This is a genomic window from Agromyces sp. MMS24-K17 (assembly GCF_043950245.1).
In the GTDB taxonomy this organism is placed as follows: Bacteria; Actinomycetota; Actinomycetes; order Actinomycetales; family Microbacteriaceae; genus Agromyces.
The window spans coordinates 18,223-43,848 of record NZ_CP171640.1; the positions used below are offsets into that span (position 1 = coordinate 18,223).

Annotated in this window: 27 protein-coding genes; 4 read left to right on the forward strand and 23 right to left on the reverse strand. The window is 73.1% G+C overall.

Annotated features, from left to right (window positions below; genetic code table 11):
• Position 1: 1 nt before the first annotated feature.
• The gene (locus ACGGZK_RS00060) at positions 2–685 is read left to right on the forward strand and encodes a YdeI family protein (protein WP_395244233.1); all 684 of its coding nucleotides are present in this window, start codon (positions 2–4) and stop codon (positions 683–685) included.
• Here the strand turns inward: ACGGZK_RS00060 and ACGGZK_RS00065 are convergent.
• The 12 genes from ACGGZK_RS00065 to ACGGZK_RS00120 form a co-directional block, all read right to left on the reverse strand.
• Positions 682–1,221 (reverse strand): bifunctional nuclease family protein, encoded by a 540-nt coding sequence (locus tag ACGGZK_RS00065; protein ID WP_395244234.1) that lies wholly within the window; start codon positions 1,219–1,221, stop codon positions 682–684. The two genes, ACGGZK_RS00060 and ACGGZK_RS00065, sit on opposite strands and share 4 nt — an antisense overlap.
• Before the next feature lie 63 nt (positions 1,222–1,284).
• Positions 1,285–1,440 carry a hypothetical protein gene (locus ACGGZK_RS00070; RefSeq protein ID WP_395244235.1) on the reverse strand — a complete coding sequence of 52 codons (156 nt, stop codon included), beginning with the start codon at positions 1,438–1,440 and terminating at the stop codon, positions 1,285–1,287.
• 35 nt (positions 1,441–1,475) lie between these two features.
• Complete coding sequence (locus ACGGZK_RS00075) at positions 1,476–2,243, reverse strand: PspA/IM30 family protein (RefSeq protein ID WP_395244236.1); 768 nt, start codon at positions 2,241–2,243, stop codon at positions 1,476–1,478.
• Positions 2,240–2,881 carry a hypothetical protein gene (locus tag ACGGZK_RS00080; protein WP_395244237.1) on the reverse strand — a complete coding sequence of 214 codons (642 nt, stop codon included), beginning with the start codon at positions 2,879–2,881 and terminating at the stop codon, positions 2,240–2,242. The genes ACGGZK_RS00075 and ACGGZK_RS00080 overlap by 4 nt, the downstream gene beginning before the upstream one ends.
• Positions 2,882–3,072: 191 nt before the next feature.
• A complete protein-coding gene (locus tag ACGGZK_RS00085) occupies positions 3,073–5,112 on the reverse strand; it encodes a M14 family metallopeptidase (protein ID WP_395244238.1) in 2,040 nt (679 codons plus the stop codon).
• A 445-nt stretch (positions 5,113–5,557) separates the two neighbouring features.
• On the reverse strand, positions 5,558–6,187 hold the full coding sequence (locus tag ACGGZK_RS00090; protein WP_395244239.1) for an HAAS signaling domain-containing protein: 630 nt from the start codon (positions 6,185–6,187) through the stop codon (positions 5,558–5,560).
• A complete protein-coding gene (locus ACGGZK_RS00095) occupies positions 6,184–6,519 on the reverse strand; it encodes a PadR family transcriptional regulator (RefSeq protein WP_395244240.1) in 336 nt (111 codons plus the stop codon). Before ACGGZK_RS00095 ends, ACGGZK_RS00090 begins: the two co-directional genes overlap by 4 nt.
• 45 nt (positions 6,520–6,564) lie before the next feature.
• Positions 6,565–7,269 carry a response regulator gene (locus ACGGZK_RS00100; RefSeq protein ID WP_395244241.1) on the reverse strand — a complete coding sequence of 235 codons (705 nt, stop codon included), beginning with the start codon at positions 7,267–7,269 and terminating at the stop codon, positions 6,565–6,567.
• Positions 7,266–8,618, reverse strand: a complete 1,353-nt coding sequence (locus ACGGZK_RS00105; RefSeq protein WP_395244242.1) for a sensor histidine kinase — start codon at positions 8,616–8,618, stop codon at positions 7,266–7,268. The genes ACGGZK_RS00100 and ACGGZK_RS00105 overlap by 4 nt, the downstream gene beginning before the upstream one ends.
• 130 nt (positions 8,619–8,748) lie before the next feature.
• Positions 8,749–10,044, reverse strand: coding sequence for an ABC transporter permease (locus ACGGZK_RS00110; protein WP_395244243.1), 1,296 nt, complete (start codon positions 10,042–10,044; stop codon positions 8,749–8,751).
• Positions 10,041–10,844: an ABC transporter ATP-binding protein gene (locus ACGGZK_RS00115; protein ID WP_395244244.1), complete on the reverse strand. Its 804-nt coding sequence runs from the start codon at positions 10,842–10,844 to the stop codon at positions 10,041–10,043. The genes ACGGZK_RS00110 and ACGGZK_RS00115 overlap by 4 nt, the downstream gene beginning before the upstream one ends.
• 135 nt (positions 10,845–10,979) lie before the next feature.
• Positions 10,980–11,570: an isochorismatase family protein gene (locus ACGGZK_RS00120; RefSeq protein WP_395244245.1), complete on the reverse strand. Its 591-nt coding sequence runs from the start codon at positions 11,568–11,570 to the stop codon at positions 10,980–10,982.
• Between the two features lie 37 nt (positions 11,571–11,607).
• Here ACGGZK_RS00120 and ACGGZK_RS00125 point away from each other — a divergent pair, with 37 nt between their 5' ends.
• Positions 11,608–12,030 (forward strand): MarR family transcriptional regulator, encoded by a 423-nt coding sequence (locus ACGGZK_RS00125; protein ID WP_395244246.1) that lies wholly within the window; start codon positions 11,608–11,610, stop codon positions 12,028–12,030.
• Positions 12,031–12,064: 34 nt separating this feature from the next.
• Here ACGGZK_RS00125 and ACGGZK_RS00130 read toward each other — a convergent pair whose 3' ends face one another.
• Together ACGGZK_RS00130 and ACGGZK_RS00135 are read right to left on the reverse strand one after the other, a co-directional pair.
• Positions 12,065–13,522: an MATE family efflux transporter gene (locus ACGGZK_RS00130; RefSeq protein WP_395244247.1), complete on the reverse strand. Its 1,458-nt coding sequence runs from the start codon at positions 13,520–13,522 to the stop codon at positions 12,065–12,067.
• A 190-nt stretch (positions 13,523–13,712) separates the two neighbouring features.
• Positions 13,713–14,183: a MarR family winged helix-turn-helix transcriptional regulator gene (locus tag ACGGZK_RS00135; RefSeq protein WP_395244248.1), complete on the reverse strand. Its 471-nt coding sequence runs from the start codon at positions 14,181–14,183 to the stop codon at positions 13,713–13,715.
• An 83-nt stretch (positions 14,184–14,266) separates the two neighbouring features.
• Between ACGGZK_RS00135 and ACGGZK_RS00140 the strand changes: the two genes are divergently transcribed.
• On the forward strand, positions 14,267–15,019 hold the full coding sequence (locus ACGGZK_RS00140) for a TSUP family transporter (protein ID WP_395244249.1): 753 nt from the start codon (positions 14,267–14,269) through the stop codon (positions 15,017–15,019).
• A gap of 42 nt (positions 15,020–15,061) precedes the next feature.
• On the opposite strand, the gene ACGGZK_RS00145 is transcribed toward ACGGZK_RS00140, so the two are convergent.
• Positions 15,062–15,811 (reverse strand): formylglycine-generating enzyme family protein, encoded by a 750-nt coding sequence (locus tag ACGGZK_RS00145; RefSeq protein ID WP_395244250.1) that lies wholly within the window; start codon positions 15,809–15,811, stop codon positions 15,062–15,064.
• Positions 15,808–16,308 (reverse strand): nucleoside deaminase, encoded by a 501-nt coding sequence (locus tag ACGGZK_RS00150; RefSeq protein WP_395244251.1) that lies wholly within the window; start codon positions 16,306–16,308, stop codon positions 15,808–15,810. Before ACGGZK_RS00150 ends, ACGGZK_RS00145 begins: the two co-directional genes overlap by 4 nt.
• A gap of 9 nt (positions 16,309–16,317) precedes the next feature.
• Here ACGGZK_RS00150 and ACGGZK_RS00155 point away from each other — a divergent pair, with 9 nt between their 5' ends.
• Positions 16,318–17,151, forward strand: coding sequence for a hypothetical protein (locus tag ACGGZK_RS00155; RefSeq protein WP_395244252.1), 834 nt, complete (start codon positions 16,318–16,320; stop codon positions 17,149–17,151).
• 33 nt (positions 17,152–17,184) lie between these two features.
• Here the strand turns inward: ACGGZK_RS00155 and ACGGZK_RS00160 are convergent, their stop codons facing one another.
• The 7 genes from ACGGZK_RS00160 to ACGGZK_RS00190 form a co-directional block, all read right to left on the reverse strand.
• Positions 17,185–17,664, reverse strand: a complete 480-nt coding sequence (locus tag ACGGZK_RS00160; RefSeq protein WP_395244253.1) for a DNA alkylation repair protein — start codon at positions 17,662–17,664, stop codon at positions 17,185–17,187.
• 106 nt (positions 17,665–17,770) lie between these two features.
• On the reverse strand, positions 17,771–18,826 hold the full coding sequence (locus tag ACGGZK_RS00165) for an ABC transporter permease (protein ID WP_395244254.1): 1,056 nt from the start codon (positions 18,824–18,826) through the stop codon (positions 17,771–17,773).
• A complete protein-coding gene (locus ACGGZK_RS00170) occupies positions 18,823–19,917 on the reverse strand; it encodes an ABC transporter permease (protein ID WP_395244255.1) in 1,095 nt (364 codons plus the stop codon). Before ACGGZK_RS00170 ends, ACGGZK_RS00165 begins: the two co-directional genes overlap by 4 nt.
• On the reverse strand, positions 19,914–21,545 hold the full coding sequence (locus tag ACGGZK_RS00175; RefSeq protein ID WP_395244256.1) for a sugar ABC transporter ATP-binding protein: 1,632 nt from the start codon (positions 21,543–21,545) through the stop codon (positions 19,914–19,916). Before ACGGZK_RS00175 ends, ACGGZK_RS00170 begins: the two co-directional genes overlap by 4 nt.
• Before the next feature lie 129 nt (positions 21,546–21,674).
• Positions 21,675–22,676, reverse strand: a complete 1,002-nt coding sequence (locus ACGGZK_RS00180) for an ABC transporter substrate-binding protein (protein WP_395244257.1) — start codon at positions 22,674–22,676, stop codon at positions 21,675–21,677.
• A gap of 194 nt (positions 22,677–22,870) precedes the next feature.
• Positions 22,871–24,415 carry a sugar ABC transporter ATP-binding protein gene (locus ACGGZK_RS00185; RefSeq protein ID WP_395244258.1) on the reverse strand — a complete coding sequence of 515 codons (1,545 nt, stop codon included), beginning with the start codon at positions 24,413–24,415 and terminating at the stop codon, positions 22,871–22,873.
• Complete coding sequence (locus ACGGZK_RS00190) at positions 24,412–25,440, reverse strand: LacI family DNA-binding transcriptional regulator (RefSeq protein ID WP_395244259.1); 1,029 nt, start codon at positions 25,438–25,440, stop codon at positions 24,412–24,414. The genes ACGGZK_RS00185 and ACGGZK_RS00190 overlap by 4 nt, the downstream gene beginning before the upstream one ends.
• Between the last annotated feature and the right edge of the window lie 186 nt (positions 25,441–25,626).

Sequence of the window (25,626 nt, forward strand, 5' to 3'; positions counted from 1 at the left end):
CATGACGACCCCGATCGGCACGCCCGGCGGCACGCCGGAGCGGCCCGCGACGTTCTTCGTCGACGCCGCGGAGTTCCGCGCGTGGCTCGAGCAGAACCACGAGACGGCGCCCGAGCTCTGGATGGGCATCTACAAGAAGCACGTGCCCCATCGCGGGCTCACCTGGGAGCAGGCGGTGCCCGAGGCGCTCTGCTTCGGCTGGATCGACTCGGTCGCCCAGCGCATCGACGACGACGCGGTGCGCCAGCGGTGGAGCCCCCGCAAGTCGACGAGCACCTGGTCGAACGTGAACATCGCGCTGGTCGAGGGACTCATCGCCGACGGGCGGATGCGACCCGCGGGCCTCGCGGCGTACGAGCGGCGGCGCGCCGACCGCTCGGGCATCTACTCGCACGAGAACCGCGACGAGGAGCTGCCGCCCGCGTACGCGGCCCGGCTCGCGGCCTCGCCCGCGGCGACGGCATTCCTCGAGGAGGCCACGGCGACGTACCGCCGGACGGTCGTGCACTGGGTGCTGCAGGCGAAGCAGGAGGCGACCCGCGATCGGCGGATGGGGCAGCTCGTCGACGACAGCGCGGCCGGCCGGCTGGTGTCGTTCCAGCGCTACGGCGACGTGCCGAAGTGGGTCGAGCGTGCGGCGGCGGCGGCGCGAGCGGCCGGCGGCCTGGCGGATGATCCGGCCTAGCCCTCGAAGTCCTCAGGGTCGACGTCGTCGAGGAACCGCTTGAACTCGTCGACGGCGGCCTCCTCCCCTTCGGCCGGGACCTCGTCGTCCGCCCGGTCCTCGGCGCCGCCCGCCCCCTCGGCGAGCTCGGCCGGGATGCCGGCATCCGCGAACACCGCGTCGGCGACGAGGATCGGCGCCCCGGCCCGCACCGCCAGCGCGATGGCGTCGCTCGGCCGCGAGTCGACGACGTACTCGCCCGTCGCGGACTGGAGCGCGATCTCGGCGTAGAACGTGCCGTCCTCGATGCGGGTCACGTGGACGCGACGCACCTCCGCGCCGAGGGTGTCGAGCAGGAGCTTCATGAGGTCGTGCGAGAGCGGCCTCGGCGCGTGCTCACCCGAGATGGCGATGAGGATCGACGTCGCCTCCTGCGCGCCGATCCAGATCGGCAGCACGAGCCCGGAGCCGGACTCCTCGCCGACCGGCTTCAGCAGCACGATGTGCTGCTGGGCCGGATCGAGCGCGATGCCGAGCACGCGGACCGCAACGGTCATGGCGTGAGCCTACGCGCCGGGCGCGTCCGCGGTGGACCCGGAGCACCACGCGTTCGTATGGCGTCACGCCGGGTCGGGTGCACCCCCGGAGGCGGTGTCGGCCTCGACGGTCTGCCCGTCGACCCGCTCCTCCTCTGGGAGGCGCACGTCGTCGCCGCTCGGCCGCTCGCGCCCGTCTCCCTCCCGCAGGGCCCTGCGGCCCGCCGCCGGGTCGGCCACCCGCGGCTCGGCGGGCGCCCCACGGCGCGGGCGGCTCAGCGGGCGCCGCCCTGGCCGATGCCCAGCCAGCCGCCGTCGGCGGCGTTCGGGGCGGCAGCGGCCGGACCGCCCTGCTGCAACGCCTGCAGCTGCCGCTCGATCTCGGCCTGCGCCGAGATGACCGCGAGTTGGCGCTCGATGTCGGCGTCGGGCGCCGCGGTGAGGTCGGTCAGCGCGCCGCTCGCGAGCAGCTCGTCGGTGGCCGCCGCGCGCGCCTGCATCTGCGCGACCCGGTCGCGGGCCCGGTCGAGGCTCGAGCCGATGTCCTCGATCGAGGAGCTGAGCCCCGAGACCGCCTCGTTGGCCTTCACCTGCGCCTCGGACGCGGTGTAGGTGGCCTTGATGGTCTCCTTCTCGATGCGGAACGCGGCGACCTGGTCGGTGAGCCGGCGCTCCCGGTCCTGGAGTTGCGCGGTCTGCCGGTCGAGCGACGCGTACTGCTGCTGGAGGTTCGCGACCTGCCCCTCGAGCATGGCGCGGCGCTCGAGTGCGGCCCGGGCCAGGTCTTCCCGACCCTGCGCGAGCGCCTCGCCGGCCTGCGCGCCGAGCCGCTGGTAGCGGGCGCCCATCTCCTCGCCCTGCAGTTCGATGCGCTTCTTCGCCGTCGCGACCTCGGCGACGGCCCGGCGCACCTGCTGCAGGAGCTTCACCTGCTGGTCGTAGCTGTCGTCGAGCGTCTCGCGCGGATCCTCGATCTTGTCGAGCGCCTTCGACGTCTTCGCCCGGAAGATCGTGCGCACCCGCTGGGAGTTGCTGTTGCTCATGGTCGGTTCCCCTCAGTTCGAACGGCGGAGGCCTGCGGTCGGGCGGCGGCCGGGTAGGCGGCCGCGGGGTCTGCGGCGACATCGCGCCGGTTGAGTGCGCGGAGCTCCTCGATGCCGGCGCGCAGCGCCGCCACCTCCCGCTCCACGTCGGCGTCGAGCACGGCGAGGGCGTCGTCGGTCGTGCCGGAGAGGCCGGATGCCACGGCCGAGCGGACGCGCCGCACGAGTCCCTCGACCTGTTCGACGCGGCGCCGGCCCGCGGGGAGCTCGGCGGCCAGCACCGAGGCATCCGTCTCGCTCTCCATCAGGCGGAGCTGCAGGTCGAGCGTGGCCGCCTCCTCCGCCATGCGTCGGTAGAGCCGCGGCAGCTCGCCGCGCGGGCCGCTGCCGCTGCCGGCGAGGTCGACGGCGGCCTGGCCGCTGCGCACCGCGTCGTCGAGGCGCACGCGCAGGCCCAGGACCGTGCGTTGCGGGCCGTGCGCGACGCGCGCGCGGGTGCGGAGCGCGGCCCCGCCGACGGCCCGGCTGCGCCGGACCCTCCGGTAGACCGACCGCACGACGAGCGCGAACGCGATCCAGGCCGCGGCCGAGCACAGCAGCAGCACTCCGAGCCCCACCAGCACCGCTTCCACGAGCACCACCCCTCGTCGACATCTCGTTCGCCAGCGTCATCGCAAACGCGATATAACGCGTGTTCGGACAACATACCCCGATCGTCCGAAGCCGGGAGGGTCGCAACCGGATTCGCAGGTTGCATGCGGAAACGGGGCGGATGCCGCGCATCCGCCCCGTTCCGTCCGTCCTCCGGGCGGCCGAGCCGCTCAGGGGATCAGCGGCCGGTCGACCCGGCCCCCTCGCTGCCGGCGTAGAACGCGTCGCCGGTGAACACCGCGGTCACGACGCCGTCGCCCAGGTTCGCCGGGACGGCGGTCTTCGCCGCGCCCTTCTTGAGGGCGACGGGCTGGCCGACGGGCGCGCCGTTCAGCGCGAACTGCACCGTGCCGGTCGGCGCCGCGGGGCCGGTCAGCTCGGGCGAGACGGTCGCGGTGAACGCGCGACCGGTGTGCGTCACCGTCGTGGTCGTGCCGACCAGGTCGACGGTCGCCGCCTGCCACGGGCCCCACTGGCCGCTGCCGTTCTTCGCCCGCACGAACACGGCGCGCTGGTCGGCGTTCGCCGTGGTCACCGGGATGGAGCCCGAGAACCCGACGGTGCTGCCCGAGCCGTCGAGCGCGAGCGGCACGGTCTGCCCGATCGACTCGCGGCCGGCCGCCAGCGCGGCCTCGACGGCCACGATGTCGGTCACCGCGGGCCGGCGCGCCGCCGAGCTCGGCTCGGCGCCGTACCGGTCGTCGCTCGCGATGCCGGAGACGGCGATCGCCCCGCCCGCGGTGCGGGCCGCCGCGACCTCGTCGACCACGCCGCCGAGCCCGGCGGTGTACGGCTCGTACGCGGCCTCGGCGGCGAAGCGGATGCCCGGCGCCACGCTGTTCCAGAACGCGGCCACGCGGCTGTACGCCGGGAAGAAGCCGCCGGTGCGCGCCGTGCCGATCTCGTACGTGTACGCCGGCACGCCGAGCTGCGAGTAGATCCAGTCGATGTCGTTGCCCGAGTTGTCGTAGAGGATCTCGCCGGCCTTGCCGGTGGCGAAGCCGCTCGCGTACGACTGGCGGAACGCGTTCGCCTTGATCGGCTCGAGGTTGGGCACCAGCGCCGGCGCGGAGTACGCGTACGGGTAGATGACGTAGTCGGCGTACGAGTGCAGGTTCACGTACGTGCCGGCGCGGTCGGCCGGGGCCGCCTGCGCGTTCTCGGCCGGGAACGAGCCGAACAGGTCGGTGAGCAGGCCCGACAGCGCCGCGATCTCGGGCTCGGAGTGGGGCGCGGTGCCCTTGTAGGTCGCCGAGGTCGGGTTCGAGCTGGTGGATGCCTCGCCCCAGTGGAAGCCCCAGTTGCGGTTGAGGTCGACGCCGGCCTGCTGGCTGCTCCAGTTGCCGCTGGTCGGCGAGAACAGCGAGTCGTTCGCGTTCTTGCGCTGCCAGGCCTTCGACGAGCTGGGCGGCGTCGCGTCGCCGCTCGCGTTCACCGGCGAGGTCGCCAGCGCCTGCTCGACGAGCTCGATGCCGTCGGGGTTGTTCTGGAAGTTGATCCAGACCTCGGTGCTGTCGAGCAGGGCGGTGACCTGCGGGTCGGTGCCGTAGCCGTCGAGCAGCTCGGTGGCGTAGCGCCACGCGAGCTCGCTCGTGATGACCTCGCGGGCGTGGGCCTGGGCGACGAGCACGAAGCGCGGCCGGCCCTCCTGGCCGTCGGTCGGCGCGGGCTGGTCGGCGACGTCCGCGGTGAGGCGGACGGCGAGCAGGTCGCTGCCGCCGCGGCCCTGGGTCTTCAGCCACGAGTCGCCGAAGTCGACGAGCTGGGCGATGTCGGGGTAGGCGCCGGCGATGTCCTCGGCGAACGCGGCGTAGGCGTCGACGGTGCGGTAGCCGCCGAAGTACGTCTCGTACTCGTGGCCGGCGAGGCGCTCGGGCACCGGGTAGGCGGTCGCGGCGAGGGCCGAGCGCGCCGCGCGCGGCGCGGCGGCGGCCTCCCCGCCGATCGCCTCGGCGTAGGGCTCGACGGCGAGCGGGGTCACCCCGCGGTCGGCGAGGAGGTCCTCGGTGCTCGCGTCGCCGAGCACGACGAGGCCGTGCTCGCCGGACTCGACGACGTCGAGGTCGGCGACGGCCGCGGCATCGGCGGCGTCGAGCGTGATGAGACGGACGTCGTCGTCTTCGGCGGAGTACGCCGCGCCGGGCGCGACGATCAGCCCGCCGAGGGCGACGGCGGCCGTGACCGCGAGTGCGGCGGCACGGGTGGATCTGCGTGACATGTGTTCGGGTCCCTTCGTTTCGGTCGGGGCGCCCCGGGAGGGCGCTTTCCGTCACGGTAGGGAGGGGGCGAGGGTCGACTCAAGGATTGTGCAACAGTCGGACACGGGGCGTAGCCCGGGGCAATCCGGAGAGCCAGGTCGCGGGCGTCGACGCCGTCAGGCGCGGGCGCGGGGCGACGCCGGCCCGGCGGCGTCTGCCGGAGCAGCCGCCACCGGGTCGGCCGCGAGGGCGGATGCGATGATCCCGGCGGCCAGGGACGCGGCCTGCGCGGTGGCGCGCCGGCGACTCGTCGGACGCCCCCTGCGCCCGTCGTCGCCCGCGCTCGCGCGAATCCGGATCGTTCCTCCCCCGCGATCGCGACATCGACCCCCCGATGACGCGATCCCGACCAGTGTGGCATCGCGGCGGCCTCGCGCGTCGAGACCCGCCGGTCGGGCGAGCAGGTCAGGGGCGGCGCAGCCCGCGCACGAGCAGCCAGACGCCCGCGATCACCGGGCTCACCAGCACCACGAGCAGGCTCGCATGCCAGCCGAGGAGCCCGGCCGGCAGGACCGGGTCGGTCGCCGCCGCTCCGGGCGGCGTCGCCGTCGTCCACGACCCGACCCAGGCCGCGACGAGGTCGACGAGGAGGAGCACCGCGGCGAGCGCGACGGGCAGGAGCGTCGCGACCCACTTCTCCCAGCGCAGCCACGCGTTCGAGAGCCACATCATCGCGATGCCGACGACCCAGCCGACGACCGGCACGACGAAGCCGCCGAACGCGACGACCACGGCGGTGACGACGACGTACCAGCGCGGGCTCACGGGCGGGGCGGATGCCTCGTGCGCGTCGGCGCCGGCGCCGGCGCCGGCGTGTGCTGCGGCCCGGGGCATCCGCTCCCCCGCCTCGGCGGCGATCAGCGCGGGGTCGCCGAGCTGCTCGATCCGCTCGGCCGCGGCGGCCGGCTCGAGGCCGTCGAGGTCGGCGGCGACCCCGTCGAGGATGTCGCGCCGCAGGTCGGCGGGGGCGCCGGCGAGCGCGCCGTCGAGTTCGCGCAGGTAGCCGCGGACGACCTGCGGCCTGGTGTCGTTCATCGTTCGGGTCCCCTTCCGAGGAGGTCGTCGACGGTGTCGCTGAACGCGGCCCACTGGTCGCGGAACGCGGCGAGCTCCCGCTCGCCTGCGGGCGTGAGCCGGTAGTACTTGCGGGTGGGCCCGGCGTCGGAGTCCCGGGCGAAGGTCTCGACGAGTCCGCGGCCCCGCAGCCGCGCGAGGAGCGGGTAGAGGGTGCCGACGCTCGCGACGAGGTCGCGCTCGGTCAGCGTCTCGGCGAGCTCCCAGCCGTAGTGGGGGCGTTCGCCGAGCAGCCCGAGCACGCACGGCTCGACCACGCCCCGTCGGAGCTGCGCGGTCGGGTCCACTGCCATGCGTCGCATGCTACCTTGCGACGCAAGATAGCGGAAGGCGCGGACTCAGGCCGATCCGGGCCGCACGACGCCCGCCTCGTACGCCGCGATCACGAGCTGCGCGCGATCGTGCGCGCCCAGCTTCGCCATGATGCGGTTCACGTGGGTCTTCGCGGTATGCGGCGAGATCACGAGCCCGGCGGCGATCTCGTCGTTCGACCGGCCCGTGGCGACGAGGCCGAGCACCTCACGCTCGCGGTCGGTGAGGGCGGCGAGCGCCGCGCGGGCCGCGGCCTCCGTCGGCGACCCCGTGCCCCCGCCGGGCGGCGCGCCGCCGCCCGCCCCGCGCACGTACCGCTCGATGAGCACGCGTGTCGCGTGCGGCGACAGCAGCGACTCCCCCGCGTGCACCGTGCGCACGGCGTCGACGAGGGCGTCGGGGTCGGTGCCCTTGCCGATGAACCCCGAGGCGCCCGCCTGCAGGGCCCACGCGACGTTCTCGTCCTCCTCGAACGTCGTGAGGATCAGCACGCGCACCGCGGCGAGCGCGGGATCGGCGGCGATGCGCCGGGTGGCCTCGATGCCGTCGACCCCGGGCATCCGGATGTCCATGAGCACGACGTCGGGCGCGAGCTCGCGGGCGAGCTCGACGGCCTGCAACCCGTCGGCGGCCTCGCCGACGACCTCGAGGTCGGGCTCGGCGGCGACGAGCGCCCGCACCGCCTGCCGGATCAGCGGCTGGTCGTCGACGACGAGCACGCGCGCGCTCATGCGCCCTCCTCCCGGTCGGTCGCGGCGCGGTCGGATGCCCCGCCGTCGGATGCCCCGCCGTCGCGCGCCGCGCTGCCGGACGCCCCGCGCCCGCCGAGGGGCAGCTCGGCGTGCAATCGGAACACCCCGCCGACGTCGTCCGCGTCGACCGTGCCGCGCACCGCGGCGACCCGTTCGCGCAGGCCCAGCAGGCCGTGCCCGCCGGCCGGTCCGGTCGGCCGGGTCGGCTCGGCGGGCGAGCCGCCGGTGCGGGGAACCCGTGCGGCCGCGGCATCCGTCGGGTTGGTGACCGTGATCGCGAGCCGCGTCGCGTCCTGCTCGAGCAGCACGTGCGCGCGGTGCTCGGCACCGTGCTTGTGGGCGTTCGTCAGCGCCTCGCGGAGCACGAGGAAGGCGACCCGGTCGACCGCGGCGGGGAGCGGTTCGCCGTTCCCCTCCCGGCGGACGGTGGTCGTGAGCCCGGCCTCCTCGAAGCGGGCGAGCAGGTCGTCGAGCCGGTCGAGTCCGGCCTGCGGCGCCGTCGTCGGCTCCTCGCCGCCGGCCTCCGCATCCGACTCGGCCCGCAGCATCGAGAGCAGTTCCCCGATCTCGCCGAGCACCTCGCGCGCGGCCCGGCTGACGGTGTCGAGCGACTCCCGCGCGAGCGGCAGGTCGGGCTCCCGCCCGTGCGCCACGGCCCGGGAGGCGACGCCCGACTGCAGGTTGATCACCGCGATCTGGTGCGCGACGGCGTCGTGCAGGTCGCGGGCGATGCGCAGCCGTTCCTCGGCGACTCGGCGACGGGCCTCCGACTCGCGGGTCGCCTCGGCGCGCTCGGCCCGCTCGGCGAGCGCCGTGATGTACGCCCGGCGCGAGCGCGTGGCATCCCCCGCCGCCCCCGCGAACGCCAGGATCAGCGGGCTCGGCAGCAGCCGCGGGTCGAACCCGCTCGCGTGGCCGGCCGCCAGCTCGAAGCCGATGAACACGACGATCGCCACCACGATCGCGAGGAACGCCGTGCGACGCGCGACCCGTTTCGCCAGGCCGTACGCGGCGAGCGCGACGGGCAGCACGAACGGCAGCGCCGCCGTGGTGACGACCAGGCCGATCGCGAGCAGCACCCCCTCGGCGATGAACACCGCGAGCGGGAGGCGGCGGCGCAGCAGCAGCGCGCCCGCCTGCAGGACCGCGACCGCGAGCGCGACGGGCACTTGCACCACGACCGAGGGCTCTGGCGTGCCGTCGCCGTCGCGGTACGGTGCGAGCGCGGCCAGGAGGCAGGCGCCGACGACGAGCACGTCCCACGCCCACGTCGGCACGCGCCGGCCGAAGGGCGTGGGCGTCGCCGGGGCATCCGACTGCGTCCGCATGCTCCGATCATCGCCCACGCCGGCCGTACCGGGGCGACGGCCGCGCCCGGAGCGGCCGCGCCCGGACGCGCCGGGCGGCCCGGACGCCGTACGCGCCCGGGCCGCCCGAGTCATCGCCCGCTCCTCTCGGTCACTCGTACCGGAGCGACTCGATCGGGTCCTGCCGGGCGGCGCGTGCCGCCGGCAGCGTGCCCGCGAGGAACGCGATCGCCATGACCAGCACGATGATCGACGCCACCGACACCGGGTCGAACGCGATGAGCGTGAGGCCGGGCAGGTCGGCGAACATCGACGTGGCGAGCGCGCCGCCCACGGCGGTGCCGGCGAGCATGCCGAGGCCGACGCCGATCGCCGAGCCGAGGAAGCCGATGAACGTCGCCTCGGTCGAGAACAGGCCGAACACCTTGCCGGAGCCCATGCCCATCGCCTTCATCAGGCCGATCTCGCGGGTGCGCTCCTGCACCGACATGAGCAGCGTGTTCACGATGCCGAAGCCGGCGGCGAGCAGCGCGATCACGGCGAAGGCGTTCAGCACGAGCACGATCGCGTCGATGACGGTCTTGAACGCGCCGATCTGGTCCTCGACGGTCGTCGCCGTGAAGCCGGCGTCGGCGAGGTCGTCCTTCAGCGCCTGCGTCGCGTCGTCGCCGGCGGTCGGGTCGAACCGCACGGTCGCCGACGCGTACACGTCGGCCTGCCCCTCGGGGGCGCCGGTGGTCTGCGCGGCGAAGAGCTCGTCGGTGAGGGCGGTGTTCGGCGACGCCTGGGCGCCCGCGCCGCCGAGCCCCGCCTCGGAGACGCCGACGACCGTGGCGGTGACGGTCTGCGCCGTGCCCGAGGCATCCGTGAGCCCGAACACGACGTCCTGGCCGATCGCGTCCTCGTTCGACGCGAAGCCGAGCGCCTCGACGAAGTCGACGGGGATGGCGACCTGCGCCTCGTCGGCGCCCGCGTCGGGCTGGGCGCCCGCGGCGAGCTGCACCTCCATGCCGGGGATGAACGAGCCGACCGAGATCGCGTACGCCGTGCCGCCGTCGGCCGCCTCGACGTAGTCGACGCTGAGCCGCTTGACCGGCTCGACCGACTCGACGCCGTCGATCGCGGCGATGGCGTCGAGGTCGTCCTGCGTGATCGGGTCAACGGTCTGCGTCAGCGGGCCCTGGCCCGAGGTGACGGCGTCGGGGTCGTACTCGCGCGGGCCGTCGTCGGTCGCGGCCTGCTCCGCGCGGTGGGCGACGGTCATCACGTCGTCGGCGCCGATCTCGGCGACCGTCTGGTCGATGTACTGGTTGATGCCCGTGCCGAGGCCGGTGGTGATGGTGAGGGTGAACGCGCCGATGAAGATCGCGACGATCGTGAGGATCGTGCGGGTCTTCGAGCGGAAGGTGTTGGCGACGGCGGAGCCGATCACGTCGGAGGTCTTCACGCGGCCACCTCCTCGTCGTCGGCGTCGCCGGCTTCGGCGGCGGCTCCGGCGGCTCCGGCGGCTCCGGCGGCTCCGGCGGCGGATGCCTCGGGCTGCGCGGATGCCTCGGGCTCGGGCTGCTCTGGGTCGAACAGCAGCCCGTCGCGCACGAAGATGCGCCGGTCGCACCGGGCGGCGAGCTCCTCGTCGTGGGTGACGACGATGAGGGTGATGCCCTGCTCGCGGTTCAGGCCGAAGAGGATGTCCTCGACGACGGCGCCGGTGGCGGAGTCGAGGTTGCCCGTCGGCTCGTCGGCGAAGATGAGCTGCGGGGCGTTGACGAGGGCGCGGGCGATCACGACGCGCTGCTTCTGCCCGCCGGAGAGGTCGGCGGCCTTGTTGCGCGCCTTGTCCTCGAGGCCGAGCTGCGCGAGGGCGGCGAGCCCCCGGCGCTTGCGCTCGGCACGGCCGACGCCGGCGATCTTCAGCGGGAGGATCACGTTCTCGAGCACCGTCGCGTTCGCGGTGAGGAAGAACTGCTGGAAGACGAACCCGAACGTGCGGTTGCGGGTGCGGTTCAGCTCGCCGCCGCGGAGCTGCTCGGCGGGCTGCCCGTTCAGCAGGATCTCGCCGGAGGTCGGCTGGTCGAGGAGGGCGAGCAGGTGCATCAGGGTCGACTTGCCCGAGCCGGACTTGCCGACGATCGCGAGCGACTCGCCCGCGCGCACCTCGAAGCTCACCCCCTTGAGGGCGTCGAAGCGCGTGGCGCCCCGACCGTAGCTCTTGCGCAGGTCGCGCGCTTCCAACACGGGGACGGTCATCGGAGTCTCTTCCTTTCGCGGCCGCCGCCGGACACGGCGGGCAACCATGACCCCAGTCAACGCGGGGCGGCCTCGCGGCGCGTCCTCCGGACGGGCGATCTCGGCGTACCGCGGGTGCGGTACGCCGAGCGCACGTCAGGCGGCGGATGCCTCGCCGACGGCCGACCCGCCGATGATCTCGTCGGCGGTCGTCACTCGACCGATGCGGGGGAAGATCACCGTCAGCGCGCGGTCGTGCGCCGAGGCGACGAGGTCGCTCATCGCGTCGCGCGCGAACACCTGGGCGTAGCCGAGTTCGCGCCCGTGACGCGCCGTCGACTCGACGCCGATCGAGGTCGAGATGCCCGCGTAGACGATCGTGTCGATCCCGCGACGCCGGAGCTGGAGGTCGAGCTCGGTGCCGTGGAACGCGTCCCAGCCGCGCTTCGTGACGTGCAGGTCGGTCGGGCCGTCGCCGATCTCCTCGCAGAGCGTCGCGAAGTCCGGGCCGGGTGCCGCCGCCGGCGGCGGCGCGTCGACCGGCGCGGTGAGGGCGTCGCCGCCGTCGGGCGAGAACGCGACGCGCACGCGCACGACCGGCGACCCCGCCGCGCGGAACGCCCGGGCGAGGCGGGCGGACGCGGCGAGCACGTCGGCCGCCGGATGCACGATCGGCATCCGCGCGATGCCGTGCTGGAGGTCGATCAGGACGAGGGCCGGGCGGGCGCCCGGGAGGAGCTGGGTCATGGCGGCGAATATACACCTCGGGTGTAGGATTTTCCCCATGCCACCGGATGCCGAGCAGACCGCCGCCGACCTGCGCCTCACCGTCGGGCGTCTCGTGCGGCGGCGCGAGGCATCCACCCTGCCGCCCTCGACCATGGCCGTCCTCGGGCGCCTCGACCGCGACGGCCCGCAGACCGTCGCCGACCTCGCCACGGCCGAGCGGGTGAGCCACCAGGCGATGACCCGCCGCGTCGGCGGCCTGGTCGACGCCGGCCTCGCCGCGGCGGCCGCGGCGACCCCGGGAGCCGACCGGCGCCGGAAGCCCCTCGAGCTGACCGACGCCGGGGCGGCCACGCTGCGCGAGCAGCGCAGCCTGCGTTCGACGCACCTCGCCCGGGCGATCGAGGCGCGCCTCTCCCCCGCCGAGCAGCGGACGCTCGCCGCCGCCATCCCCCTCCTCGAGCGGCTGGCCGAGGAGTAGGACCGGCAGCGCCGCGTCGGCGAGGGTCGGCCGGTCAGCGGGCGGATGCCCCGAGCGACGCCTCGGCGTCGGCGAGCACCTCCTCCTCCGCGAGCGCCGCTTCGGCAGCCTCCGCAGCCTCCGCCGAGGGCTCGGCGCCGAGCGCCTTCCGCGAGGTGACGAACAGCACGAGCCCCAGCGCGAACACGAGCAGCTCGGTCGCCGTCATCGCCCAGATCACGCCGTCGAGCCCGAAGGCGGCGTCGAAGCCGAGCAGCACCGGGATGAACAGCACGCCCTGCGCGACCGCCATGATCGTGGCGTTGCGCATCTGCTCGGTCGCCTGGAACACGGCGATCATGAGGCCCGTGAAGCCGTTGAACACGGTCGCGACGAGCATGGCGGTGAGGATGCGGGTGCCGTCGTCGAGCACCGTCGGGTCGGCCGAGAACAGGGCGAACACCTGGTCGCGGAACAGGAACACCACGGTCGAGAAGATCGCGACGATGCCGGCGATGGCGAGGGCCGCCCCGCGGATGCCCGCCGCGAGCCGCGCTCGGTTGCGGGCGCCGAACGCGTAGGCGAACAGCGGGATCGCCCCCATGGACACGCCCATCACGATCATCTCCGGCAGCTGCGAGATGCGCAGCGCGACGCCCATCGCGGCGATCAGCGCGTCGCCGTAGGCGATCGCGATCCAGTTCATGACGAGGGTCGTGACGATGAGGAACGACGACTGCAACAGCTCGGAGGCACCGACGCCGAAGACCGACCGCACGAGCTCGCGGTCGGCGCGGAACCAGCGCGGCGCGATCGACGCAGCCGACGCGCGCGTGGTGAGCCACCAGGCGTAGTAGCCGACCGCCACGAGGTTCGCCAGGCCGAGCGCGAGGCCGGCGCCGAGCACGCCCCAGCCGAGCACCAGGATGAACAGCACGTCGAGCACGAGGTTCGCGACGGTCGAGGCGATGAGGCCGGTCATGGAGGCGACCGCCGCTCCCTCCGCCCGCACGAGCTGCTCGAGCGCGAACATCGCGACGTACACGGGCGCGAAGGCGGCCATGGCCCCGATGTAGATGGCCGTGGGCGCGAGCGATGCGCCGCTCGCGCCCACCGCCGCGGCGATGGGCGTCGCGAACGCGAGCCCCGCCGCGGCGACGACGAGGCCGGCGGCGACGGCGCCCCACATGGTGAACGAGGAGACCTGGCGGATACGCCGGGCCGTGGCCGTGGCATCCGTCGCCGGGTCCTCGAGGGAGCCGAGGAGCCGAGTGACGAAGGTGCCGCCGCCGACGCCGAACACGCCGCCGAGCGCCATGACGAGCGCGAAGACCGGCATGGAGAAGGTGAGCGCGGCGAGCAGCGGCGTCGAGTGCAGGGAGCCGACGAAGGCCCCGTTGACGATGTTGTAGACGGCGCCGACCGAGAGGCCGGCGATCATGGGGATGCAGAGCTGCGCGAGCGAGCGCCAGATGGGCGCCGACGCGAGGATGTTGCGGTTGGACGTGGACATGGCTGTGCCTCCGTTGCGGTGAACGGCTCGGGCGGGCGCCCGGGTCTGGGAAGGATGGGTCGACCGACGTCGGTTGAGGTGTACGCCTCCGGTGGTCGAGTGGCGACGCAGGAGCGTATCGAGACCGCGCGCGCGGCACGGGGTCTCGATACGGCGCTGGCGCGCCTACTCGACCAGCGGGGTCGGTCGGCTAGAAGGGCGAGCGCCCGTCGGGCGGGCCGCCGCGACCGACCGGTTCGAGGTCGCCGGCGACGCGTTCGAGGAGGGCGATGAGGGCGCGCTGCTCATCGTCGTCGAGCACGGCGTAGAGCCGTTCGCGGGCGGCGGCCACCGCGTCGTCGAAGCCGGCGATGACGGCGGCGCCCTGGTCGGTGACGCTCACGAGCTTGACGCGCGAGTCGTCGGGCGAGGGGGTGCGGACGATGAGTCCGCGCGCCTCGAGCCCCTGCAGGAGGCTCGTGACGCTGGCGGGCGTGGTGCGGGAGACCTCGGCGAGCTCGCGGGCGATGACGCCGCGTGCCTGGTGCTCCTCGATGTAGCCGAGCGCCATGGACTGCTGGAGCGTGAGGCCGCTGCCCTGCACCCACTCCATCGCTGCCGCGCGGTCGGCGAAGGCGACGGTGAAGACGAGGGTCGTCAGCCGCTCCACGTTCGAGGTCATGGTTAGAACTCTAATCGTTAGAGTTCTAATCGTCAAGCCGTCATCCGGCGTCGCCGCCCACGCCGGCGTATGAGGATGTCAGGGTGCCGATCTTCACCCCGCTCGAGTGGCTCGTGCTCGCCCTCGCGGCCTTCGCGGTCGGCGCCGGCAAGAGCGGCATGCCGGCGTTCGGCACCATCCCGGCGGCGCTGTTCGCCGCGGTGCTCCCGGCGAAGGCGTCGACCGGCGCGGTGCTGGGCCTCCTCCTCGTCGGCGACCTGATCGCGGTCAGGATGTACCACGCGCACGCCGACTGGGCACTGCTGCGCAAGCTCCTCCCGTCGGTCGTCGTCGGCGTGCTGCTCGGCGTGGTCGTGCTCTGGTTCGCGGACGACGCGGGCGTGCGGCGCATCATCGGGGCGACGCTCGTGCTGCTCGTCGCACTCCGCGTCGGCCTGCTCCTCCGAGAGCACCGCTCGGGCGTCGCGCCCCGACCGGTGCCGCCCGGGCTCGCGTACGTGTTCGGCCCCCTCGGTGGGTTCACGACGATGATCGCGAACGCCGCCGGCCCCGTGATGACGCTCTACTTCGTGGCGTCGCGACTGCCCGTGCAGGCGGTGCTCGGCACGGCGGCGTGGTTCTTCCTGATCGTCAACGCGTTCAAGGTGCCGTTCTCGGTCGGGCTCGGGCTCATGACCCCGCAGTCGCTCCTGCTCGACCTGGTGCTCGTGCCCGCGCTGCTGCTCGGCGCGCTCGGCGGACGGGCCGTCGCCCGCCGCATCTCGCCGGTCTGGTTCGAGCGGATCGTGCTCGCGCTCACGTTCACGTCGGGGGTGTTCCTGCTCGTCCGGGCGTGACGCGCGCCGGCGCCGGGCGCCGGGCCGGCAGCCTCGGGCGGGTCAGGGCCGGCGCCGCGGCGTCCACCCCGACGGCAGCGGCCCGTCGACGTCGGCGCGCTCGAGGTCGGCCAGCGCCGACCATCCCTGCGCGGCATCCGCCCCATCGAAGCCGCCGCGCGCCACCCGGAAGCCGACGTCCTCGTGGTGCATCCGCGGCGCGCCCCCGCGCCGGGTCGACGCCCGCACGCTCCACGCGTCGTCGGCGAACCCGCCGCCGCGGAAGACGCGGTACGCGTCGTACCGCGCGGGGTCGAGGAGGTCCCAGCACCACTCCCACACGTTGCCGAGCGTGTCGAACAGGCCGTTCAGGTTCGGCAGCTTGAGGCCGACGCGCTGGGGATGCGTCACGCCGTCGGCCGCCGACCAGGCCACCTCGGCGAGCGGCCCGTAGTGCGGCCCGGTCGAGCCGGCGCGGCACGCGAACTCCCACTCGGCCTCGGTCGGCAGCCGGTACCCGTCGGCGTCGACGTGCCAGGTGACGTCCTCGCCGTCGAACGTGTACGCCGGGTCGAGCCCCTCCCACTCCGACGCCGCGTTGCAGAAGCGGATGGCTCGCAGCCAGCTCACGCCGGTCGCGGGCCGCAGCGGATGCCTCGCCCCCTCCCCCAGCAGTTCGGCGACCTGCTCCTCGGTGACGGCGAAGACCCCGATCTCGAAGGGCTCGAGCTCGACGGTGCGGCGCTCCTTGCGGCGGGCGTCGTGCAGCGTGACCGAGCCGCCGTCGATGCGGGCGAGCTCGATGTCGGTCATCCGGGCAGCCCGGACGTGCCGCGGGCCGCGCGCTCGATGAGGTCGCGCACCTCGGGGACGAGCACGTCGACCGGGCCGTCGACGGCCAGCCCCGGCGCCACGACCTCGATCGGCAGCGCGGCGACCGGCCCCGGCGCCGCGCCGACGCCGCTTCGCCAGGCGGCGACCTGCGCCGACGACGCGACGTACGCGATGCGGCCGAGCCCGACCCAGGCGTGCGCCGCCGAGCACATCGGGCAGTGCTCCCCCGACGTGTAGACCGTCGCCGCGGCGCGCTCCTCGGCGCTCAGGTTCGTCGCCGCCCAGCGCGCGATCTCGAACTCCGGATGCCTGGTCTCGTCGCCCAGGCTCGCCTCGCGATTGCGGTCGGCGAACCGCTCGACGCCGGCGCCGTCGACCAGCACCGAGCCGAACGGGCCGTCGCCCGCGTCGAACGCCTCGCGGGCGAGGGCGACCGCGCGGCGGAGGTGGATGAGGTCGAGGTCGGAGATCGCCATACGACCAGCATGGCCCGAACGGCAGACATCTCGGGGGCCGGCGACTCATCCGGGGCACTGCCTCCGTTTGTTCATCCACCCGAAACATCCCGTCGCTACGGTGCAGCCATGAGCCGAGGGGTGAGCGGTGAATCCGCCGCGCTGACCGAGCATCCGAGCCGACGACCCGTCCTGCTCGCGGCCGCGCTCGGGCTGTCGTTCTCCGCCGCGCTGGTCGCCGCGACCGGGCTCGGCGCCACGCGTGCGGCCGCCGACACCGCGGCCGAACTGCAGGCCCGCGCCGCCGCCGTCGAGCAGTGGCACGGCCGGGTCGGCCTCGGCGCCGCCGCATTCGATCCCAACCTCGCTCGACTGGCGACGGAGGTCGCGATCGCCCACCGCGAGGCGAAGGCCGCGATCGCCGTCGCCGACGGCGCGGAAGGCAAGGCGACCGCCGAGCAGGTCGCCGCATTGCGCGCGGCCGCAGCACACCTCATCGCCGAGGCCGAGGCTGCCGTGCCCGGTCATCGATTCGCCGGCCGGCTCATCGGAGTCCGATCGCTCAGCGACGGCGTGACGGCTTCGGTCGACGCGTGGCAGGCGGCCGAGGACGAGCGAGCCGCTCGGCTCGCGGCGGAGGCGGCCGCCGCGGAGGCGGAGTCGTCCGATGCATCGGCGGCATCCGGAGGGCCCGGCAGGCTGCCGGCGGACGTCCAAGCAGCCTTCGACGCCATGGCGCGGGAACTCGCGAACCGGCCCCCGGTGTTCATCACCCCGACACCACCGCCTCAGCCCACGTACCTCTGCCGATTCGAGGACGGCACGGTCTACAGCAGCACGAGCCTGTGCGCGAACCCGGCCTGAGCGAACGGGTCCCATCGCGTCGCGTGGCCGGGCTCAACGCGATCGCGAGGCGGCCCGTCGCAGGTTCGGATCGGGATCCGCACCCCACCGCGCCACGATGCGCGCTGCGCGCGACGCCTCGACGCCGTCGAGCCGGTCGAGCAACGGGCGGATGACGTCGGTCGCGAGCGGATCGACGAGCTCGACGGCGCCCGCGTCGCGGAGGAACTGCTCGAGCCGGGTGAGGTCGTGGGCGCGGAGCATCCGCACCTGGCCCTGCAGCAGCACGATGGCGGCGAGGCGGCGCTCGAACACGGGCACCGACCAGAGCTCCGCGGCGAGCGCGGTGACCTCGTCGTGGGCCAACCCGCGGTACCGCCGCCCCGCGTCGCGCACCGTGCCGCGTACGGCGCCGACCGAGGCGCCGTAGAAGCGCAGGCCGCCGCCGATGCGTTCGGCTTCCTCCTCGGCGCGGAACTCGGAGCCCTCGGCCTGGAGCGTGCGGTCGATGAACTCGGCGGCCGGCGACGTCATCCTCCGATCCTGCCGCGGAACCTGGGCGCTCGGTCCGACGGCGCACGCGAGAGGGGCGGATGCCGAAGCATCCGCCCCTCCGTGGACGAGCCGGGAGGACCCGGCGTCAGGTATGGCGCTTGGACGTCACCACGCGCTGCAGCAGCACGAACACGAGCAGGATGCCGCCGGTGATGATCGTCGTCATCTCGGGCGGGATGCCGCCGTCGCGGGTGATCAGCACGTTCATGAGGCCGAGCACGAGGGCGCCCACGACCGAGCCCAGCACGTAGCCGTAGCCGCCGGTCAGCAGGGTGCCGCCGATGACCGTCGCGGCGATCGCGTCGAGCTCCCAGCCGATGCCGGTGATGTTCTGCGCGATGCCGAGGCGCGAGGTGTAGACCACGGCCGCGATCCCCGAGAGGGTGCCGCTGATGACGTAGACCAGCACCTTCGTGCGGGGCACCGCGAGGCCCATGAGGGCCGCCGAGCCCTCGGAGCCGCCGATCGCGTACACCGTGCGGCCGGTGCGAGTGCGGTGCAGCACGAAGAACGCGACGAGCACCACGAGCAGGGCGATGATCACGCCCGGCGTGACGACCACGTCGTTGACCTTCTCGCCGTCGATCAGCTTGAACTGCTCGCCGAGCCAGAGGATGGGCGAGTCGTCGGCGAGGCGCTCGGGCTGCGTGCTGAGCAGCGACGCGAGGCCGCGGCCGAGGAACATCATCGCGAGCGTCGCGATGAACGGCTGCACGTTGAAGTACTGGATCAGGATGCCGCTCGCCAGGCCGAACGTCGTGCCGATGAGGATCATCAGGAGGATCACGAGCCAGGGGTTCCAGCCCGCGTTCGCCAGCATCACGCCGGCGACGCTCGACAGGGCGATGACCGAGCCCACCGAGAGGTCGATGCCGCCCGTGAGGATCACGAACGTCATCGCCACGGCGAGGATGATCAGGTGCGCGTTGTTGATCAGCAGGTTCGACAGGGTGTTGTACTGCACGATGCGGCCGTAGGCCACCTCGCCGTAGATCACCATGGCGATGAAGATCACGATCGCCGCGACGGTCGGGAGCACCGACGGGTTGGACGAGACGACTCGCTTGATGCGGTCGACGAACTTCGACGCCGTGGAGGCCTCGACGGGCGCGTCGACGCGAGGGGTCTGCACGGCGGTCATGCCGTCACCTCCTGCTTCTCCTGCTTCGACGGAACGGACTGCGGTTCGGGTTGCAGCCGCGGTGGCTTGCGTCGCTGCACGAACCAGCTGCGCACGCGCTGCGACTGCAGCAGGCACAGCACGACGATGACGATCGCCTTGAAGGCCGGGGTGGCCGACGAGGAGATGCCGAGGAACACGATGGTCTTGTCGAGCGTCGCGATGAGGAGCGCGCCGACCACGGCGCCGCCGATCGAGAACTTGCCGCCCGACAGCGACGTGCCGCCGATGACGACCGCGAGGATCGCGTCGAGCTCCATCTGGTAGCCGGTGCGCGAGACGTCGACCGTCATCACGGTGCCGACCGACATGATGCCCGCGATGCCCGCGAGCACGGCGCTCAGGATGTAGACCGTGAGCAGCAGGCCGCTCGGCTTGATGCCGGCCATGCGGCTGGCCTTCGGGTTGATGCCGATCGCCTCGATCATGAGGCCGAGCGCGCTGCGGCGCACGACCAGGCCCACGATGATCACGATGACGATCGCGAACAGGAACACCACCGGGAGGCCGAGGACGAAGCCGTTGGCGATCCACCGGAACGGCTCGTTCGACGCGGACGTGTTCTGGCCCTCGGTGATCACCTTCGCGATGCCGCGGCCCGCGAGCATCATGATCAGCGTGCTGATGAAGGGCTGGAGTCCGACGTACGCGACCAGCACGCCGTTCACGGCGCCGAGCACCGCGCTGACCAGCAGGGCGAGGCCGATCGCGCCGAGCGCGACGCCGACCGACTCGGACTGGCCGGCCTCCTTCATGACCACCATCGCGACCGCGCCCGAGACCGCCATCACCGAGCCGACCGAGAGGTCGATGCCGCCGGTCGCGATGACGAGCGACATGCCGACGGCGATCATCAGGATCGGCGCCGACGCCCGCAGGATGTCGATCACGTTGCCGACGAGGTTGCCGTTGACCGGGTTGATCGAGAACGCGAGGTAGTTCGGGTCCTTGAGGACGTTGAGGGCGAGGAGCGCGACGATCGCGATCAGCCCCCAGAAGAACGGCTTGCGCACGAGGTCGCGCAGCCACGTCGTTCGAGCAGCGTTGCTCATGCTTCCTCCTCCGTCGCAGCGGCCGCGGGAACGGTCGCGTGCGGAGCCTCGACGGGGTGGGGGCCCGCCTCAGCATCGATGATGCCACTCTCGGCGGCCGCCTCCACGCCGTGCGCCGCGATGACGTCGACGACCTGCTGGGCGGTGACCTCGGGACCGTTGACGATCTCGCCGATCTTCTGGTGGTCCTTGAGGACGATGATGCGCTCGCTGAGCCGCACGACCTCCTCGAGCTCCGAGGAGATGAAGACGACCGAGACGCCCTCCTCCGCGAGTTCCGCGACCGCCTCCTGGATCTCGGCCTTCGCGCCGACGTCGATACCGCGGGTGGGCTCGTCGAGGATCAGCAGCTCGGGCTTCGTCGCGAGCCAGCGACCGAGCAGCACCTTCTGCTGGTTGCCGCCCGAGAGGTTCTTGATGGGCCGGTTGGGGTCGGCCGGCCGCACGTTGAGCGCGGCGATGTACTTCTCGACGAGCTCGTCCTGCTCCTTGCGCGGGATGGGCCGGGCCCAGCCGCGCTCGGCCTGCATGGCGAGGATCATGTTCTCGCGGACCGTGAGGTCGGCGATGATGCCCTCGTCGCGCCGGTTCTCGGTCGAGAACGCGATGCGCTTGCCGAGCCCGTCGGCGGGGTTCTTGATCTCCACGCGCTTGCCGTGCAGCGTCACCTCGCCCTCGTCGGCGCGGTCGGCGCCGTAGAGCAGGCGGGCGAGCTCGGTGCGGCCCGAGCCGAGGAGGCCCGCGAAGCCGATCACCTCGCCGCGGTGGATGTCGAGGTCGGTGGGCTCGATGGAGCCGCGGCGGCCGAGGCCCTTCGCCGCGAGCAGCGGCGCCTCGCCGGCGTAGTCGCGCTCGTCGACGCGGCGGTTGCCGCCGAGCGAGGAGAGCGCGTTGAGGTCCTTGCCGATCATCTTGGAGATGAGCGCGTGCCGGTCGAGGTCGCGGGTGAGGTACTCGCCCTCGTACCGGCCGTTGCGCAGGATCGTCAGGCGGTCGCTGATCGCGTAGATCTGGTCGAGGAAGTGCGAGACGAACAGGATCGCGACGCCCTGGTCGCGCAGCGACCGCATGACCCGGAACAGGCCCTCGACCTCGGCGGCGTCGAGGCTGGACGTCGGCTCGTCGAGGATGAGCACCTTCGCCTTGATCGCCATCGCGCGGCTGATCGCCACGAGCTGCTGCATCGCGATCGACAGGGTCGACAGCGGACGGTGGGTGTCGAGGTAGTCGAGGCCGAGCCGGGAGAGCGCCTCGGTGGCCGCGGCGTGGGTGGCGCGCCAGTTGACGCCGAGCGGGCCGCGCACCTCGTGGCCGAGCATCACGTTCTCGCCGATCGAGAGGTTCGTGACTAGGTTGACCTCCTGGTACACGGTCGAGATGCCGGCGCCCTGCGCGTCGCCGGTGCCGTGGAACTGCCGCTCCTGGCCGGCGACGACGATCGAGCCGCCGTCGATCTTGTAGACGCCGGTGAGGGCCTTGATCAGCGTCGACTTGCCCGCGCCGTTCTCACCCATCAGCGCATGGACCTCGCCCTGGAAGAGCCGGAAGTCGACCCCGTCCAGGGCCTTGACGCCCGGGAACTCGATGGAGATGTCGCGCATCTCCACGATGGGCAGTGGTTCGCTCATGACAATCGCATTCTGTGCTCCGACCGCGCGGGGCGATCGGCCGTTCGAGATGACGGTGCGGGGCCGCTGTGGGAGCCGGCCCCGCACGCTAGGTGCTGTGCGCCGCAGCGTGCTGCGGCGTCGTGCGCGTCAGTACTTGCGGTCGGCGAGCACGGCCTGCGCGGCCTCGGCCGAGTCGAAGGCCTCGCTCGGGACGATGATGTACGACTCGACCGACTCGCCGGCGAGCGTCTTCTTCACGACGTCGAGGGCGGTCTCGCCGAACAGCGGGTTGTACTCGTGCACGTAGCTGAGCTGGCCGGCGGCCAGGGCCTCCATGGCGGCCTTGGTGCCGTCGATGGTCGCGATCTTGACGTCGACGCCCGGGGTGAGGCCGGCCTCCTCGACCGCCTGCGCCGCGCCGAGGCCCATCTCGTCGTTCTGGGCGAAGATCAGCTGCACGTTGTTGTTGTTCGCCTTGAGCAGCGTCTCGGTGACGCTCTTGCCCTCTTCGGCCGACCAGTTCGCCGTCTGCGCGGCGACCTCGACGAGCTTCGAGCCGTCGACGGCCGAGTCCCAGCCCTCGTTGCGCTCGTTGACGACGCCGACGCCGGCGGGGCCCTCGAGGGTGATGTAGTTGCCGCCCTCGGGGAACTGCTCGACGGCCCACGCGCCGACCTCCGACGCGACCTCGACGTTGTCGGGGGCGATGCGGGTGACGTAGAGGCTGGTGTCGTTCGGCTCGATGCCGCGGTCGAGGAGGATCACGGGGATCTCCGCCTCCTGGGCACGCTCGAGCGAGTCCTCCCAGCCGGATGCCTCGGTGGCCGAGAGCAGGATCACGTCGACGCCCTCGTCGACGAACGACGTGAACGCGTCGATCTGCGACTTCTGGTCGAGGTTGGTGGCCGGCGCGTACTTGAGGTCGAACCCGGCCTCCTTCGTGAAGGTGTCCTGGATGTTCGTCTCGTTCGCCTCGCGCCAGGCGCCCTCGGGGCCGACCGCGACGAAGCCGACGGTGGTGAGGTCGCCCTCGCCCGCGGCCGCGTCGTCGCCGCCGCTGCTGCTGCTGGAGCACGCGGCGAGGCCGATGGTGAGAGCGCCGACGGCCGCCAGGCCGAGGAACTTCGCGTAACGCCTCTGAACTGACATGAGATCTCCTCCTTGAGATCCGGCGCGATGCGCCGGCTGCGTACGTCCGCCGGGGTGCGGACATTCGGGTGATTGCAGACGCTTGGTGCGTGCCGCTTGGCTAGATGTTACCGGGAACAAAACGAGGAGCGCAAGCGAAAGTGTTCCCGGAAACATAACATTCCGGAAACCGCGCCAGAAGCCCCGTTCAGGGGCTAGGCGTCGTCCTCGTCGTCGGCCGCGATCATCTCGATGATGGTGTCGACGGAGAGCCCCGGACCGTTGCTCACCTCGCCGATCTTGCGGCGGTCCTTGAGGATCGCGATGCGGTCGCTGAGCCGCACCACCTCGTCGAGCTCGGAGGAGATGAAGACCACCGCCATGCCGTCGCGGGCGAGCTCGGCCACCCGCGCCTGGATCTCCACCTTCGCGGCGATGTCGACGCCGCGCGTCGGCTCGTCGAGCACGAGCACGTGCGGCCGCGTCGCGAGCCACCGTGCGAGGAGCACCTTCTGCTGGTTGCCCCCGGAGAGCTTGCTCGCCGGGGCATCCGGCCCGGGCGCGACGATCAGCAGCGACTCCATGAACCGCTCGACCAGCGCATCGCGCTCGGCGCGGGAGATGGGCCGCGCCCAGCCGCGGATGCCCTGGAGCGCCAGGATGATGTTGTCGCTGACGCTCAGCTCCTCGATGATGCCGCCGTCGCGGCGGTCCTCGCTCGCGAAGGCGACGCGCCGGCGCAGCGCCGCCGCCGGGTTCGGGAGGACGACCTCGCGGCCGTCGAGGCGGATCGTGCCCGAGTCGCGGCGGGCGACGCCGGTGAGCAGCTGCCCGAGCTCGCTCCGTCCCGACCCGCGGAGGCCGCCGAGGCCGACCACCTCGCCGCGGTGCAGCTCGAGGTCGGTCGCCTCGAACTCGCCGCGGCGGCCGACGTGCGTCGCCTGGTACACGGGCACGCCGGTCGGCTCGGCGCGATGCGCCCGCCGCTCCGACCCGATGCGCCGCAGCTCGGTCAGGTCCTTGCCGATCATCTTCGAGATGAGCACGGCCCGGTCGAGCTCGCGGGTGCGGTACTCGCCCTGGCCGACGGCGTCGCGGAGCACCGTGATGCGGTCGCTGATCGCGTAGACCTGCTCGAGGAAGTGCGACACGAAGAGGATGGCGACGCCGTGGTCGCGGAGCTTCCGCAGTGCGCGGAAGAGCGTCGCGACCTCGTCGGCGTCGAGGCTCGACGTCGGCTCGTCGAGGACGAGCACCTTGGGGTGCGTCACCATCGCCCGCGCGATGGCGACGAGCTGCTGGATCGCGGGCGGCAGCGTCGACACGGCGCGCTTCGGATCGAGGTCGCCGAGGCCGAGCTCGTCGAGCACGGCGACGGCCCGGCGCCGGGTGCGGCGCCACGAGATGCCGTACCAGTGCCGCTCCTCGTGGCCGATCATCACGTTCTCGGCGATCGAGAGGTTGCCGCACAGGTCGACGTCCTGGAAGGCGGCCGCGATGCCGGCGGCCTCCGCCGCGGCGGGCCCGGAGAGCACGACCGGCTCCCCCGCGATCCGCACCTCGCCCTCGTCGATCCGGTAGGCGCCGGTCAGCGCCTTCACCAGCGAGGACTTGCCCGCGCCGTTGCCGCCCATGAGCGCGTGGATCTCGCCCGGGAACAGCCGCAGGTCGACCTCGCGCAGGACGGTCGTCTCGTCGATCGTGACGGTGATGCCGGTCATCTCGACGACCGGCTGCTCCGTGGCATCCGCCGTGGTCATGACGCCCTCGGCGCCGCGGTCGACGAGCGGATCACGAGCTGGCTCGGGATCTTGGAGCGCTGCGGGATCTCCCGCCCCTCGAGGGCCGCGTGCAGCACCTCCATGGCCTTGATGCCGAGCGCGTGGAAGTCCTGCCGGACGGTCGTGAGCGGCGGGATGAAGTGCCGCGACAGCGGCAGGTCGTCGAACCCGATCACGCTGACGTCCTCGGGCACGCGGATGCCCCGGTCGTGGAAGCCGTGCACCACGCCGAACGCCATCTCGTCGTTCGCCACGAACATCGCGGTGTACTCGGGCACGCCCTTGAGGCCGACCGCGTAGTCGTAGCCGAAGTCGGCGGTCCAGTCGCCCACGACGATCGGCCGGGCCTTCAGCCCCCACTGCTCGATGCGCGTGTGGAACGCGCGCTCGCGGCCGCGGGCGTCGAGCCAGTCGAGCGGCCCCGCCAGGTGCAGGATGTCCCGGTGGCCGAGGGAGACCAGGTGGTCGACGGCGAGCGTCGTGCCGAGCTGCTGGTCGACGCTCACGGTGAGGAAGTTCGGATCCTTCGCGGCCTTGACCACGAGCACGGGCACGTCGATCGAGATGCGCCGGAGCGCCGACACCGACGACGAGCGCGGGGCGACGATGCAGAGCGCGTCGACGCCCTCGGCGATGAGGTGGCTCACCGCGCCCTCGGGCGTGAGGCTCGCATCGTCCTGCATGGCGACGGAGGCCACGGAGTAGCCGCTCGAGCGCGCCGCGAGCTCGAAGCCGCGCAGCGTGCTCGTCGGCCCGAACTCGACCGAGCTGTCGACGATGACGCCGATACGCTGGGTGCGCTGCGTCGCGAGCGCCCGGGCGGCGCTGTTCGGCTTGAAGTCGAGTTCCTGGATGACGTCGAGGACGCGCTGCCGGGTGGCGGGGCGGATGTTCGGGTGCCCGTTGAGCACCCGGGAGACGGTCATGTGGGACACGCCGGCGAGCGCGGCGACCTCGCGGATGCCGAGCTTCTCGGGGCGAACCCCCGTCTCGATGTCACTCACCACCGATCTCCTGCCCTGCGATCCCGCCGCCGATGCCGTCCCGACGCGGACGCGCCGGACCGGACGGCGCACCTGCGCGCCGTCGCCACCAGCCTATTCGTTCAGCCCCCGGCCGACGGCTGCCCCGGCCGACGGCGGCCCGACCGGAGGGCGCGACGTGCCCGCGCGATCGCTCGCGCGGGCACG